The sequence below is a fragment of the Streptomyces sp. NPDC001401 genome, assembly GCF_042895385.1.
Taxonomy (GTDB): Bacteria; Actinomycetota; Actinomycetes; order Streptomycetales; family Streptomycetaceae; genus Streptomyces.
Map to the genome: position 1 here is coordinate 547,514 of NZ_JBIAWI010000002.1, position 13,456 is coordinate 560,969.

Below are 13,456 nucleotides of genomic sequence, written 5' to 3' on the forward strand. Positions count from 1 at the left end.
ACCCCACATCTGCTCCTCTCTTCCTCTTGCGTCTGGCCCCGCCCCCCCCCCCCGCCGGCCGGGGGGGGGGGGGGCGGCCCGCGGGCGGCGCCCCCCCCCCCCCCCCCCCGCCCTGCGTTCACCTGCGCCGTACGCATCTCGGGGCCACCCACGTCTCATTGAAAACCAACCGGTCGCCTCGTACTCTGGCGGTCGCCGGCACGCGCACCTCGCCGTCTGGTCTGTCATCCGTTTTCGGGGGCCGAGGGAGAGACATGCCTCAACCGACCTTGACGGCCACCGTGCCTCGTCAGCTCGTCCACCGCGCCGCCGTAGCCGAAACGTTTCTCACCGGCTGGGAGCGGACCGGCCCCGACCGGTTCACATTGCTCGCACAATGGCCGCGAGCACATCAGTTACACGTGTCTGCGGACCGGTCGGCCTACGAGCCGCTGCTCGTCGCGGAGACCGTCCGCCAGTGCGGAGCACTCCTCGCGCACACCGAGTACGACGCCCCGCTCGACCACTGCTTCGTGCTGAAGGAGCTGCACCTCACCACGCATCCCGAGCACCTCGCCGTCGCCGCCGTACCCGCCGAACCCGTCCTGGACGTCACCGTCTTCGACGTCCGCCACCGCGCCGGCCGCCCGACCGCGCTGCGCTACGACACCGACGTACGCCTCGGCGGCGAGCGCGTCGCGACCGCGCACATCGCCGTCAGCTGGACCAGCGAGTCCGTCTACCGCAGGCTCCGTGGCGGCCGCACCCCGGCCACCGTGTCCGCGCTGCCGCTCCCGCCCGCCCTGCCGGCCGCCGCCGTTGACCGGGCCCTGCCCGCGGACGTCGTCCTGGCCCCGGCCGACCGCCCCGGCTGCTGGCAACTGCGAGTAGATACCGCCCATCCCGTTTTCTTCGACCATCCGCTCGATCACGTCCCCGGCATGCTGCTCCTGGAGGCGGCCCGCCAGGCCGCCCGTGCCCGGACGGCCGGTCATGGCGGGGGTGTGTCCTTCCGTGCAGCCTTCCATCAGTATGCTGAGCTGGACAGACCCACCTGGATCGAGGTGACCGACGGGAACGGGGCGGGTCTGGAGGTCCGGGGATTCCAGGGCGAATCCACGGTCTTCGAGTGCACCGTCGGCGCCGCCGCACGGTGAGATATCGTTCACGGGGAGTTAAGAAAACAAACAGCACGGCCCGTTCTTTCCACCCCCAGGAGTGTTCAGTCGATGGCGAGGCAGTTACGCGCCGAGCAGACCCGCGCGACGATCATCACGGCCGCAGCAGACCTGTTCGACCGCCACGGCTATGAATCGACCAGTCTGAGCGACATCGTCGAGCACGCCCAAGTCACCAAGGGCGCCCTCTACTTCCACTTCGCGGCCAAGGAGGACCTCGCCCACGCCATCATGGAGCTCCAGTCCAAGGCCTCGCGCGAGGTGGCGAACGACCTGGACGGCCGGGGCTACTCCTCGCTCGAAACCCTGATGCGCATCACCTTCGGCATCGCCCGCCTCTCCGTCGAGGGCCCGATCCCACGGGCCGGGCTCCGGCTCGCCGCCGGGGACGTCGTCGTGCGACCGCCGCTCCAGCACCCCTTCACCGAGTGGCGGGACCTCGCCTCCCGCAAACTCCTCGGCGCCGTCAAGGAGTCCGACGTCCACCCGGACATCGACGTCGACGCCGTCGCCCACTCCCTCGTCAGCTTCTTCGTCGGCACCCGCGTCGTGGGCCGCTCCCTCGAACCCGTCGCCCACCAGCCCCGCAGGCTGGCCGAGATGTGGCACCTCATGATCCGCGGCCTGGTGCCGGTGACCCGCCGCGCCCGCTATGTGAGCCTCGCCGCCCGGCTGGAGCGGGAGATCAGAACCATCTGACGGAGGATCGGAGGATCTGCCGCGGGGCGGATCTATCGTGGGGCGCATGTCCCACACCCCGTCCGCGCCCGTGATCCTCGGCAACGAGCCGGGGTCGTTCCCCCACAGCGTGCTCGCCGAGCGGCACCCCGCGATCATCCGGCAGGTACGGGAGGCCTTCCCGTACGGCCCCGCACAGCACCGCGCTCTCGACGCGCTCCTCGCGAGCTGCACCAAGGGCGTCGTCGAACCGCTCCCGGCCGATGCGCACGACCGGGCCCGCTGGGAGGCGTGGGGCATGGCCGAGTACGCCGGCCGCTCCTGGTACGACGTCCCCTGGCTCTGGTCGGAGAGCTACTTCTACCGCCAACTCCTGGACGCGGTCGGCCACTTCGGCTCCGGGCCCTGGCAGGGCATCGACCCGTTCCGCCCGTTCAAGCTGGCCGAGCTCGACTCCCCGGAGACGGACGAGGAGCTGGCCGCCCTCGACGCCCTGTCCGCCGGGGACCAGGACCGGGCCCTGCTGCACGGCTCCCTCTGGGGCAACCGCGCCGACCTCGGCTTCCGCCTCTCCGCCGCCGACACCGGCACCGCGGAGACCGCTCCGAGCCTGGTCGCCGACGACAGCGAGACCCTCTGGTCGCTGTTCCCGCCGGCCGGCGCGGGCACTCTCTGCCTCATCGCGGACAACGCGGGCCGCGAACTCATCCCCGACCTGCTCCTCATCGCCCACCTCCTCGAGCGCGGGCGCATCGGGCGTGCCGTCCTGCACGTCAAGCCGTACCCGTACTACGTCTCCGACGCGACGACGGCCGACGTGCTGGACGCGCTCCGGAGGCTGGCCGGGGCGCAGGGCGCCGCCGTCGAGTACGGCCACATCCTGTGGTCGGCGATGACCGACGGCCGCCTGGCCCTGCGCGCCCACCCCTTCTCAGCCGCACCGCTGCCGTACGCGGACATGCCGGGCGACCTCCGCGCGGAACTCGCCACGGCCACGCTGACCCTGGTGAAGGGCGACCTCAACTACCGCCGCCTGGTGGGCGACCGGCTGTGGGCCCCGACCACACCCTTCAGCGAGCTCACCGCATACTTCCCCGGTCCGGTCGCCGCCCTGCGCACCCTGAAGTCCGACGTGATCACCGGCCTGGACCCCGACACGGAGGCCGCGCTGGTGGCGGCCGAGGGGCAGCGGTGGCGGACCGGCGGCACGCACGCGCTGATCCAGGTGCGGACGTGAGAACCGGCGCCTGAACCTCAAGTCACCTGCACCGGAAGCGACTTGAGTCCGTTGATGAAGTTGGACGTCAGCCGCCTGGCCGGCCCCGCCGTGCGCAGGACCGGCAGGGCGCGCAGTGCCTCCCCGTACAGCATCCGCAGCTGCAACCGGGCGAAGTGGGCGCCCAGGCAGACGTGCGGACCGTCGCCGAAGGAGACGTGCGGGTTCGGCGTACGGAACAGGTCGAGTCGGTCCGGTTCGGTGAAGGCCCGTTCGTCGCGGTTCGCGGAGGCGTGGAAGACGACCACCTTGTCGCCCGCGCGGATGTGCCGCCCCGCCAGCTCGGTGTCGAGGGCGGCGGTGCGGCGGAAGGTGAGGACGGGCGGGTGCCAACGGAGCAACTCGTCCACAGCCGTGGGTAGTTCGGCCTTCCCGGCCCGGAGCAGTTCGTACGCCTCCGGGTGCTCGGCCAGGGCGAGCAGTCCGCCGGGGGCGGCGCTGCGGACGGTGTCGTTTCCTGCGACCGTGAGCAGGAAGAAGAACATCTCCAGTTCGGCGTCGGCGAGTTCGGGGTCGTGGGCGAGGGTCGTCATCACGTCGTCGGCTGGGTGGCGGCGTTTGCGCGCGGCGAGCTGCTGGGCGTAGGCGAACATGTCCCGGAGCATCGCGGGGGAGCGGGGGTTGACCGGTTTGCCCGCCGCGTCGAGCACGGGGGCGCCGGCCTCGTCCGGGTCCTGGTAGCCGATGACCCGCTGCGTCCAGTGCAGCAGCAGGCCGCGGTCGCCGTCCGGGACGCCGAGCAGGTCGGCGAGGTTGAGCAGGGCGTAGTCGTCGGTCACGGCGGTGACGAGGTCGATGGTGCCGTCGGCCGCGCGGGCCGCCCGCAGCGCCTGAGCGAACAGCGTCCGGGCCCGCTCCTGAGCGACCGTCGTGAAGCGGTCGATGCGGCCCGGGGTGAAGGCGCGGCTGACCAGCCGCCTCAAGCGCCCGTGCTCCGGCGGATCCTGATTGAGCATCATGCGCCGGATGAAGGGGAGGTCGTCGGGGTCGGGATCGCGGATCTGGGTCGCGCCGAGGTGCGAGGAGTACGTCGCCGAGTCCTTGAGGACGCGTACGACGTCCGCGTGCCGGGTCACCGCCCAGAACCCGGGCCCGGCCGGCCAGCCCAGCACCTCCGGCTCGTCCTGCCAGGCCACGGGGTGGTGGTCGCGCAGCACGCGGTAGGCGGCGTGGGGCACCCCGGCGGCGTACTGCCGCGGATCGAAGACATCCGGGACCGGCGGGGCCGCACGCACATTCATGCGACCACGGTGACGTGACGGGCGGGGCTCCGGCAAGGGAACGCGCTCAGGGGACAGGGCTGAGTGTCCGTCCCGGCGGGCATTCATCGGCCAGAGCCCAGCGGGGGCAACGCCCCTCAGGAGCCGGGGGAGGCGTTGTGCGCAGGCGCAAGCGGGAGCGTGAGAAGGCGCTGCTCGTCGGTACCTTCACGTCTCGATACGAGCGGCGCGCGGGCGGCCCCACCCCTCGGCTGTACTGCTTCCGGCTCGGCGTCGTGGTGGCCCGCGGTGACGCCCTGCGGGCCTACCGCTGGACCGAGCTCACCATTCACCTCCAGGAGTGGCGGTCCGGGAGCGGGGAGAATGTCGACTACGGAACCAGGCTCACCGTCGTGGCGGGGGACGGCCGCGTGGTCGTCGTGTTCCAGGGCAACGAGCCGGAGCGTGCCGGTCTGCGGGAGGTGGAGCGGCTCCACAAGGCGGCGATGCGCGGACCCGGGACTCCCCGGCGCGCGAAGCGGTGACCGGGAAGCGCTTTCGTATTTCTCCAAAGAACACGGTTCGGCCGATCAATCTGTGGTGATCATGACAATTCCCTGGTAGTCATGCCCACATGGCGTTACGTCGATTGCAGGTGGGAAGCCGGGTGCGAGCGGGGCGTGGGCCCCGGGCGGCTGGAATCTCGAGATGTACGGCCGGTCTGGCCGCCCTGACGCTGCTCCTCGCCGGCTGCGGAGACGACGGGGGCTCCACGTCGGCGGGCAGCGGCGGAGGAACGAAAGTCACCGTCGCCGCACTGCCGTTGACCGACTCCGCAGCGCTCTACATTGCCCGCGACCGCAGGCTGTTCAAGAAGGAGGGGCTGGATGTCACGATCCAGCCCGTCCAGCAGAGCATCCAGGCGCTGCCCGCCCTGGCCAAGGGACAGGTCGACGTGATCGCGAGCGCGAACTACGTGACGTTCCTGCAGGCCGACGAGAAGGGCACCCTCGACCTCCGCATCCTCGCCGAAGGCGTACGGGTCGCGCCGCACATGATGGACGTACTGGTGCCGAAGGATTCGGGCATCAAGAGCGTCGCCGACCTCGCGGGCAAGAAGGTCGCCGTCAACATCCTCAACAACATCCAGTCGCTGACCCTCAACGCGATCCTCGACGCGCGGGGCGTCGGCCGGCCGGTGTACCGGCAGATCGCCTTCCCGCTGATGGGGCCCGCCCTGGAGCGGGGGCAGGTGGACGCCGTGCACGCGGTGGAGCCGTTCGACAGCGCGATCCAGGGGGAGTTGAAGGCGAAGGTGCTGCTGGACGGCGGCTCGGCGCCCGTCCAGTCGCTCCCCATCAGCGGGTACGTCACCACGCAGAAGTTCGCCGCCGGGCACCCCGAGGAGGCCGCCGCCTTCCAGCGTGCCGTCGAGGCCGCCTCGAAGATCGCGGCGCAGGACCCGGGCGCCGTGCGCGAAGAACTCCCCAAGTACACCAAGGTGACCGCGGACCAGGCCAAGTCGATCGGGCTGCCGACGTATCCGTCCTCCACCGATGTGGCACAGCTGCGGCGGCTGACCGAACTCATGAAGAAACAGGGGCTGTTGAAGAAGGCCATCGACCCGGCGACGCTGCTGGTCAAGTGACGCCCAGGTGAAGCGGCTGACACGGCAGACACGGCTGAAGTGGCCGGGACGGCATCAGGAGCTGTGGCTCGGTCTGCTCGGGGTGCTGCTGGCCTTCGGAGTCTGCGAGGTGGTCGGCAGGGCGGGCATCGTCCGGCGCAGCTACCTTCCGCCCGCCTCCGAAGTCCTGCTCCGCGCCGTCGAGTTGGCGGGCGACGGCGCCTTCCTGGACGGGGTCGGTGCCACCCTGAAAGCCTGGGCGCTGGGGCTCGGCCTCGCCGTCGCGATCGCCGTCCCGCTCGGTCTGCTGCTCGGCAGCGTGCCCGTCGTCGACTCCGCCGTACGCGCGATCGTGGAGTTCCTGCGGCCACTGCCCTCGGTCGCGCTGATCCCCCTGGTCTCCCTGCTCCTCGGCACCGGCACCGAGACCGAGGTCGCGCTGATCACGTACGCGTCGGTCTGGCCCGTCCTCTTCAACTCGGTCTACGGCCTCGGCGAGACCGACCCGCTAGCCAAGGACACCCTGCGCGCCTTCGGCTTCGGCCGGCTCTCCGTCCTGCTGCGTGTCGAACTGCCCGGCACGGCTCCCTTCATCGCCGCCGGCATCCGTATCTCGGCGGCCGTCGCCCTCATCCTCGCCGTGGCCACCGAACTCCTCTCCGGCTTCGGCGAGGGCCTCGGCATCTTCATCGCCCAGGCCGGCCTGGCGACCGACGGCACCCGGGACGTCCTGGCCGGCGTGGTGTGGGCAGGCGCCCTCGGGCTGGTCGTCAACGGCGTCCTGGTCTGGGGCGAACGCCGGTTGTTCCCGTGGACACCGGAGCGGCGCGCGGGCGGGCGTGGGGTGCGGTCGTGAAGCAGGCGATCCGTCGGGACGGAAACGCAGCACGCCGGGGATCCGTGAAACCCGCCCGGAGAACACCCCACCACCTCCTCCTCCGCCTTCTGGTCCTCCTCCTCGCCCTCGCGCTGTGGCAGGCGGCCGCCCAGGCCCGCGGCAGCGTCTACTTCCCGCCCCCGGGCCGCATCGCCCACCGCGCCCACGAGTTGTGGTTCTCCGGGCCCGTCCGCCGCGCGTTTCTCACCGAGGCCGCCGTGGGGGACGTACTGCCGAGCCTCGGGCGGATGGCAGCCGGGTTCGGGATCGCCGCCGTCGCCGGGATCGGGCTCGGTGTCGCGGTCGGACGGTCGCGCCGGGCGTACGCGCTCTGCAATCCCGTCCTGCAGTTCGCACGGGCCGTGCCGCCGCCCGCGCTGGTGCCCGTCTTCGTCGTCGTCCTCGACTTCGGTACGCCGATGCAGATCGCGTCGATCGCCTTCAGCGCCGTCTGGCCGGTACTGGTCAACACGGCGGAAGGCGTACGCAACACCGACCCGCTGCGGCTCGACGTCGCCGCCGTGCTGCACCTGAACCCCGTCGAACGGCTCCGCTTCCTGCTCCTGCCCTCCGCACTGCCCCGTATCTTCGCGGGCCTGCGCCTCAGCCTCTCGCTCTCCCTCATCCTCATGGTGTTCTCCGAACTGCTGCCGGGCACCGCCAACGGCATCGGCTACACGCTCACCGACGCCCAGTCCCGCTCCGACCTGCTCACCGTATGGGCGGCACTGCTCCTCCTCGGCGTCCTCGGGTACCTCCTCAACACCGCCCTGCTGGCGGTCGAGCGGCGGATCGTCGGACGGGGAACCGGACGGGGAAGGAGCACGGCATGACGCTCCGCCTCGACTCCCTCGGCCAGCGCTACGGCGACCAGCGCGTCCTGCACGACATCACCCTGACCGTCCCCGACGGCCAACTCCTGTGCGTCGTGGGCCCGTCCGGGTGCGGCAAGTCCACGCTCCTGCGCACCGTCGCGGGACTGCAGCCCGCGCGCGAGGGCACCGTCACCGTCGACGGCACTCCGGTCACCGGCGTACCCGACCGACTGGCCGTCGTCTTCCAGGACTACGGCCGCTCCCTCTTCCCCTGGCTGACCGCCCGCGACAACGTCGCACTCCCGCTGCGCCGCCGGGGTCTTCCCCGGTCCGAGCGCCGCGCCCAGGCCGAACACATCCTGGAACGCGTCGGCCTCGACGGCGCCGGCCGCCGCCACCCCTGGCAGCTGTCCGGCGGCATGCAGCAACGCGTCGCCATCGCCCGCGCCCTGGTCTGCCGCCCCACCCTGCTGCTCATGGACGAACCCTTCGGCTCCCTGGACGCCCAGACCCGCGAGGACCTGGAGGACCTCCTCCTCGAGGTGCACCGCACCGACGGCGCGACCATCGTCTTCGTCACCCACGACATCGACGAGAGCGTCTACGTCGGCGACCGCGTCGTCGTCCTGTCCCCGGCCCCCGCCTCCCACATCGTCCTCGACCTGCCCGTCGAACTCCCCGGCAAGCGCGACCAGATCACCACCCGGGGCCTGCCCGAGTTCGTGGCGCTGCGGGCGGAGGTGGGGCGGGCGGTCCGGGGCGGATGAGGCCGCGTGCACGTCCCGAGATCCACTCCTGATTCACGCGATGGTGTGATCATGTCCGGGCTCGCGGATGGTGCCGGAGGACCACGGGTAGGGCCCCGGCCATGACGCAGCAGCCCTTCGAACTCCCGCACTTCTACATGCCGTATCCCGCGCGGCTGAACCCGCATCTCGACGAGGCGCGTGCCCACTCGGTCGAGTGGGCACGCGGGATGGGCATGCTGGAGGGGTCCGGGATCTGGGAGCAGTCCGACCTCGACGCGCACGACTACGGACTCCTCTGCGCCTACACCCACCCCGAGTGCGACGGCCCCGCCCTCTCCCTGATCACCGACTGGTATGTGTGGGTCTTCTTCTTCGACGACCACTTCCTGGAGACCTTCAAACGCAGCCAGGACCGCGTCGGCGGCAAGGCCTACCTGGACCGGCTGCCCCTGTTCATGCCCCTGGACCTCTCAACTCCCGTACCGGAGCCGCAGAACCCGGTCGAGGCGGGCCTCGCCGACCTGTGGGCACGCACCGTGCCGTCGATGTCGGTGGACTGGCGCCGCCGCTTCGCCGTGGCCACCGAGCATCTCCTCAACGAGTCGCTGTGGGAGCTGTCCAACATCAACGAGGGGCGGATCGCCAACCCCGTCGAGTACATCGAGATGCGCCGCAAGGTGGGCGGCGCACCCTGGTCGGCGGGGCTCGTGGAGTACGCGACCGCAGAAGTCCCCGCCGCCGTGGCCGGCTCGCGGCCGCTCAGGGTGCTGATGGAGACGTTCTCCGACGCCGTCCACCTGCGCAACGACCTGTTCTCCTACCAGCGCGAGGTCGAGGACGAGGGCGAGAACAGCAACGGCGTGCTCGTCCTGGAGACCTTCTTCGGCTGCACCACCCAGGAGGCCGCCGACACCGTCAACGACATCCTCACCTCCCGCCTCCACCAGTTCGAGCACACCGCCCTCACCGAAGTGCCCGCACTCGCCCTGGAGAAGGGCCTCACCCCGGACGAGGTCGCCGCCGTCGCCAAGTACGCACAGGGCCTGCAGGACTGGCAGTCCGGCGGCCACGAATGGCACATGCGCTCCAGCCGCTACATGAACGCCCGCGCCCAGTCCACGAATCCGTGGCACGGCCTGACCGGCCCCGGAACCTCCGCCGCCGACGTCGGTGCCCTGCTCGCGGCGGCCGGCGCCGAGCGCCTGCGCGCGTACACGCACGTGCCGTACCAGAAGGTCGGGCCGTCCCTGCTCCCCGACTTCCACATGCCCTTCGACGTCGCACTGAGCCCCCACCTGGAGGGCGCCCGGCACCGCCTCACCGACTGGATGCACGCCATGGGCATGCTCCAGGAGGGCGTCTGGGACGAGGACAGGCTCGCTGCGGCCGATCTTCCGCTGTGCTCCGCGGGCCTCGACCCCGACGCGACACCCGAGGCACTCGACCTGAGTTCGCAGTGGCTCGCCTGGGGGACGTACGGCGACGACTACTACCCGCTCGTCTACGGCCACCGCCGCGACCTGGCCGCCGCGCGGCTGACCACCCAGCGCCTGTCGGACTGCATGCCCGTCGAGGGCGAGGAGGTCCCCGCCCCGCTCAACGGCATGGAGCGCGGCCTCACCGACCTGTGGGCGCGCACGACGGCGGAGATGACCCCCGACCAGCGGCGCACCCTCAAGGACTCGGTGAACGTCATGACCGAGAGCTGGGTGTGGGAGCTGTCCAACCAGCTGCAGAACCGCATCCCCGACCCGGTCGACTACCTGGAGATGCGCCGCGCCACCTTCGGCTCCGACCTCACCCTGAGCATGTGCCGGATGGGCCACGGCCCCGCCGTCCAGCCGGAGGTCTACCGCAGCGGCCCCGTGCGCTCGCTGGAGAACGCGGCCATCGACTACGGCATGCTCATCAACGACGTCTTCTCCTACCAGAAGGAGATCGAGTACGAGGGCGAGATCCACAATGCGATCCTCGTCGTGCAGAACTTCTTCGGCGTCGACTACCCGACCGCACTCTCCGTCATCCACGACCTGATGACCCAGCGCATGCAGCAGTTCGAACACGTCGCCGCGCACGAACTACCCGTTGTCTACGACGACTTCGACCTCTCCGACGAGGCACGCGAGGTGATGGAGGGCTATGTGAAGGACCTGCAGAACTGGATGGCAGGCATCCTCAACTGGCACCGGACCGTGGACCGCTACAAGCCCGCATACCTGGCCCGCCGCACCCATGGCTTCGCCCCGGCGCCTGCCGTGGGGAAGTCCCCCGACAACGGACTTTCCCCCTCCACTTGCGGTTTCCGAACCTTCTCGTACGGAACGGGATATTCAGGCAACTTGGGCGAGGCGTCGGGAGTCTTCTGAGGCAAGGGGAACAGACCACAGAACACGGGGGTGTTCAAGCCTTGACCGAAATCATCGACAGGACCACCGAGGGCGGCACGGGGGAAGCGGCGCCGGCTCCGGAGGAACTGGCGCCGTACGTGGCGCCGTTACCCGTCCCGCCCGTCCTGCGTCCCGGATCCGGTGACGTCACGCGCGAGACGGAGATCGCCCTGCGCCCGACCTGGGTCCGCCTGCACCCGCAGCTGCCGCCGACCCTGATGTGGGGGTACGAAGGGCAGGTACCGGGCCCGACCATCGAGGTGCGCCGTGGGCAGCGCGTCCGTATCGCCTGGACCAACCGCATTCCCAAGGGCAGCGAATATCCGGTCACTTCGGTGGAGGTGCCGGTCCGCGCGCCCGGCACCCCGCCGGCCACCACCGAGCCCGGCCGGGAGGGCGTCGAACCCGACAAGGACGTCGCCGCCCTGCCCGCCTGGTCGGTGACGCACCTGCACGGAGCGCAGACCGGCGGCGGCAACGACGGCTGGGCCGACAACGCTGTCGGTTACGGCGACGCCCAGCTGTCGGAGTATCCGAACGAGCACCAGGCGGTGCAGTGGTGGTACCACGACCACGCCATGAACATCACCCGGTGGAACGTGCACACGGGCCTGTACGGCACCTACCTCGTCCGTGACGAGGAGGAGGACGCGCTCGGGCTCCCGTCCGGGGAGCGGGAGATCCCGCTGCTGCTCGCCGACCGGAACCTCGACACCGACGAGGACGGCCGGCTCAACGGGCGGCTGCTGCACAAGACGGTGATCGTCCAGCAGCAGAACCCGGAGACGGGCAAGCCGGTCTCGATCCCGTTCAGCGGCCCGTACACCACGGTCAACGGCCGCATCTGGCCGTACGCCGAGGTGGACGACGCCTGGTACCGCTTCCGGCTCGTCAACGCGTCCAACGCGCGCATCTACAGCCTCGTCCTCGTCGACGAGGACGACAACCCGGTCCCGGGCGTCGTCCACCAGATCGGCAGCGACGGCGGACTGCTGCCCCGCCCGGTCCCGGTCGACTTCGACGACGCGCTGCCGACGCTGACCGCGGCCCCGGCCGAGCGCTTCGACCTGCTCGTCGACTTCCGGGGTCTCGCGGGCAAGAAGCTGCGCCTGGTCAACAAGGGCCGCGGACAGGCACCGGGCGTGCCCGACCCGGTGAACGACGTGCGCTACCCGGCGGTCCTGGAGTTCCGGGTGGGCGCGAGCGGCGAGGCGGACACCTTCGAACTGCCCGAGGTGCTCTCCGGCTCCTTCCGTCGGCTCACCCACGACATCCAGCACGGCCACCGGCTGATCGTGCTCACGCCGCCCGCCACCAAGGGCGCCGGCGGACATCCGGAGATCTGGGAGATGACCGAGGTCACCGACCCCGGCGACGTCCAGGTCCCTACCGACGGCATCATCCAGCTCAAGGGCGCGGACGGCACGACGAAGACGTACCGGCGCACGTCCCGGACGTTCAACGACGGCCTCGGCTTCACCATCGCCGAGGGCTCCTACGAGCAGTGGAGCTTCCTCAACCTCGCGCCGATCGTCCACCCGATGCACATCCACCTGGCCGACTTCCAGCTGCTGGGCCGGGACGCGTACGACGTCTCGGGCTTCGACCCGGCGGTGGGCGGCACGCGTGCGCCGATCGCGTACGACGCGAACACGCAGATTCCGCTGGCGCCCAACGAACTCGGCTACAAGGACGTCTTCCGGGTGCCCGGTGGCCAAATACTGCGCGTCATGGGGAAGTTCGACGGCGCGTACGGCCGGTTCATGTACCACTGCCACCTTCTCGAGCACGAGGACATGGGCATGATGCGGCCCTTCGTCGTCATGCCCGAGGAGGCGATGAAGTTCGACCACGGCGGCGCGCACGGCGGACACGGCGGTCACGGCGAGGGTCACACGGGCTGACCCTCGGCCTGCGCCGCGTGTGCCACCGCGGCTCGCGCCAGCGCCCGGATCATCGGGTGCGGGCGCGAGCCGTCGCCGGCCAGCTCCGGCTGGAAGAGCGAGGCCAGGAAGAAGGGGTGTCCGGGGAGTTCGGCCATGCGGACGTGGCCGTCCTCGTCCAGGCCGGGGAAACGCATGCCGTGCGCGCGCAGCGTGTCGAGGTGGCGGGCGGGCCCGTACTTGCAGAAGTAGCGCTCGACCGTCCGCTCGGAGCCGAGTACGGACTGGGCGAGGGAGCCCGCCTCGAGCGTGACCGTGCCCTGATGGCCCACGAGCGAACAGGCCAGCGGTTCGATCAGGAGGTCCTCGGCCTCCGGGTCGCTCTCCGCGTGGGCCACCCGGGTCAGCCCGCACACGTTGCGGGCGAACTCCAGCAGGGCGTGCTGGAATCCGCCGCACGTGCCGAGGAAGGGGATGCCTTCCTCGCGCGCGGTGCGGATGGCCGAGAGCACGCCCTCCTGGCTGCGGTACGGGCTGCCCGGCACCACCCACACCGCGTCGAATCCGTGCACGGCGTCCGCGGCCTCGGCGTCCTCGGAAGGGATCCAGTAGGCGTCGAGGACGAGCCGCTCGCGCTCGGCGAGGGCGTCAAGCAGACGAGGGATGCGCGTGTGCGCCACGACGTTGGGAGAGCGGTCGCCGACGAGGGCGACCCGGGCGGTCCGGCCTGCGGTGTTCGTCATGTCCTCATCCTGGGCGCGGGTGCCGGATCGCGTCCAACGATGATTTCTGCACCCTCGATAAGGAC

12 protein-coding genes are annotated in these 13,456 nt (G+C 70.8%); 10 read left to right on the forward strand and 2 right to left on the reverse strand.

What is annotated here, in order from left to right; translation table 11 throughout:
- Nucleotides 1-254: 254 nt before the first annotated feature.
- The 3 genes from ACFY10_RS10070 (at nt 255) to ACFY10_RS10080 (ending at nt 3,072) form a co-directional block, all read left to right on the forward strand.
- Complete coding sequence (locus ACFY10_RS10070; RefSeq protein ID WP_390664577.1) at nt 255-1,136, forward strand: ScbA/BarX family gamma-butyrolactone biosynthesis protein; 882 nt, start codon at nt 255-257, stop codon at nt 1,134-1,136.
- Between the two features lie 72 nt (nt 1,137-1,208).
- Nucleotides 1,209-1,856: a ScbR family autoregulator-binding transcription factor gene (locus ACFY10_RS10075; RefSeq protein WP_390664578.1), complete on the forward strand. Its 648-nt coding sequence runs from the start codon at nt 1,209-1,211 to the stop codon at nt 1,854-1,856.
- Nucleotides 1,857-1,902: 46 nt separating this feature from the next.
- Complete coding sequence (locus tag ACFY10_RS10080; RefSeq protein ID WP_390664579.1) at nt 1,903-3,072, forward strand: damage-control phosphatase ARMT1 family protein; 1,170 nt, start codon at nt 1,903-1,905, stop codon at nt 3,070-3,072.
- A 17-nt stretch (nt 3,073-3,089) separates the two neighbouring features.
- On the opposite strand, the gene ACFY10_RS10085 is transcribed toward ACFY10_RS10080, so the two are convergent.
- A complete protein-coding gene (locus ACFY10_RS10085; RefSeq protein ID WP_390664580.1) occupies nt 3,090-4,352 on the reverse strand; it encodes a cytochrome P450 in 1,263 nt (420 codons plus the stop codon).
- A gap of 137 nt (nt 4,353-4,489) precedes the next feature.
- Here ACFY10_RS10085 and ACFY10_RS10090 point away from each other — a divergent pair, with 137 nt between their 5' ends.
- From ACFY10_RS10090 to phsA, 7 genes are all read left to right on the forward strand, one after another.
- A complete protein-coding gene (locus ACFY10_RS10090) occupies nt 4,490-4,855 on the forward strand; it encodes a hypothetical protein (RefSeq protein ID WP_390664581.1) in 366 nt (121 codons plus the stop codon).
- Between the two features lie 122 nt (nt 4,856-4,977).
- A complete protein-coding gene (locus tag ACFY10_RS10095; protein ID WP_390664582.1) occupies nt 4,978-5,958 on the forward strand; it encodes an ABC transporter substrate-binding protein in 981 nt (326 codons plus the stop codon).
- A 7-nt stretch (nt 5,959-5,965) separates the two neighbouring features.
- On the forward strand, nt 5,966-6,793 hold the full coding sequence (locus tag ACFY10_RS10100; protein ID WP_390664583.1) for an ABC transporter permease: 828 nt from the start codon (nt 5,966-5,968) through the stop codon (nt 6,791-6,793).
- Nucleotides 6,794-6,837: 44 nt separating this feature from the next.
- Nucleotides 6,838-7,647 carry an ABC transporter permease gene (locus tag ACFY10_RS10105; RefSeq protein ID WP_390664584.1) on the forward strand — a complete coding sequence of 270 codons (810 nt, stop codon included), beginning with the start codon at nt 6,838-6,840 and terminating at the stop codon, nt 7,645-7,647.
- On the forward strand, nt 7,644-8,396 hold the full coding sequence (locus tag ACFY10_RS10110) for an ABC transporter ATP-binding protein (protein WP_390664585.1): 753 nt from the start codon (nt 7,644-7,646) through the stop codon (nt 8,394-8,396). The genes ACFY10_RS10105 and ACFY10_RS10110 overlap by 4 nt, the downstream gene beginning before the upstream one ends.
- Before the next feature lie 101 nt (nt 8,397-8,497).
- Nucleotides 8,498-10,744, forward strand: a complete 2,247-nt coding sequence (gene cyc2 / locus ACFY10_RS10115; RefSeq protein ID WP_390664586.1) for a germacradienol/geosmin synthase Cyc2 — start codon at nt 8,498-8,500, stop codon at nt 10,742-10,744.
- Between the two features lie 41 nt (nt 10,745-10,785).
- The gene (phsA, locus tag ACFY10_RS10120; protein WP_390664587.1) at nt 10,786-12,669 is read left to right on the forward strand and encodes an O-aminophenol oxidase PhsA; all 1,884 of its coding nucleotides are present in this window, start codon (nt 10,786-10,788) and stop codon (nt 12,667-12,669) included.
- On the opposite strand, the gene ACFY10_RS10125 is transcribed toward phsA, so the two are convergent.
- Nucleotides 12,657-13,391 carry a hypothetical protein gene (locus tag ACFY10_RS10125; RefSeq protein WP_390664588.1) on the reverse strand — a complete coding sequence of 245 codons (735 nt, stop codon included), beginning with the start codon at nt 13,389-13,391 and terminating at the stop codon, nt 12,657-12,659. The genes phsA and ACFY10_RS10125 overlap by 13 nt on opposite strands.
- Nucleotides 13,392-13,456 lie beyond the last annotated feature (65 nt).

What these genes read in the sequence shown, in the direction of transcription:
- ACFY10_RS10070 (WP_390664577.1), top strand. Translation starts at nt 255, where the DNA reads ATGCCTCAACCGACCTTGACGGCCACCGTGCCTCGTCAGCTCGTCCAC.
- ACFY10_RS10075 (WP_390664578.1), top strand. Translation starts at nt 1,209, where the DNA reads ATGGCGAGGCAGTTACGCGCCGAGCAGACCCGCGCGACGATCATCACG.
- ACFY10_RS10080 (WP_390664579.1), top strand. Translation starts at nt 1,903, where the DNA reads ATGTCCCACACCCCGTCCGCGCCCGTGATCCTCGGCAACGAGCCGGGG.
- ACFY10_RS10085 (WP_390664580.1), bottom strand. Translation starts at nt 4,352, where the DNA reads ATGAATGTGCGTGCGGCCCCGCCGGTCCCGGATGTCTTCGATCCGCGG.
- ACFY10_RS10110 (WP_390664585.1), top strand. Translation starts at nt 7,644, where the DNA reads ATGACGCTCCGCCTCGACTCCCTCGGCCAGCGCTACGGCGACCAGCGC.
- cyc2 (WP_390664586.1), top strand. Translation starts at nt 8,498, where the DNA reads ATGACGCAGCAGCCCTTCGAACTCCCGCACTTCTACATGCCGTATCCC.
- ACFY10_RS10125 (WP_390664588.1), bottom strand. Translation starts at nt 13,391, where the DNA reads ATGACGAACACCGCAGGCCGGACCGCCCGGGTCGCCCTCGTCGGCGAC.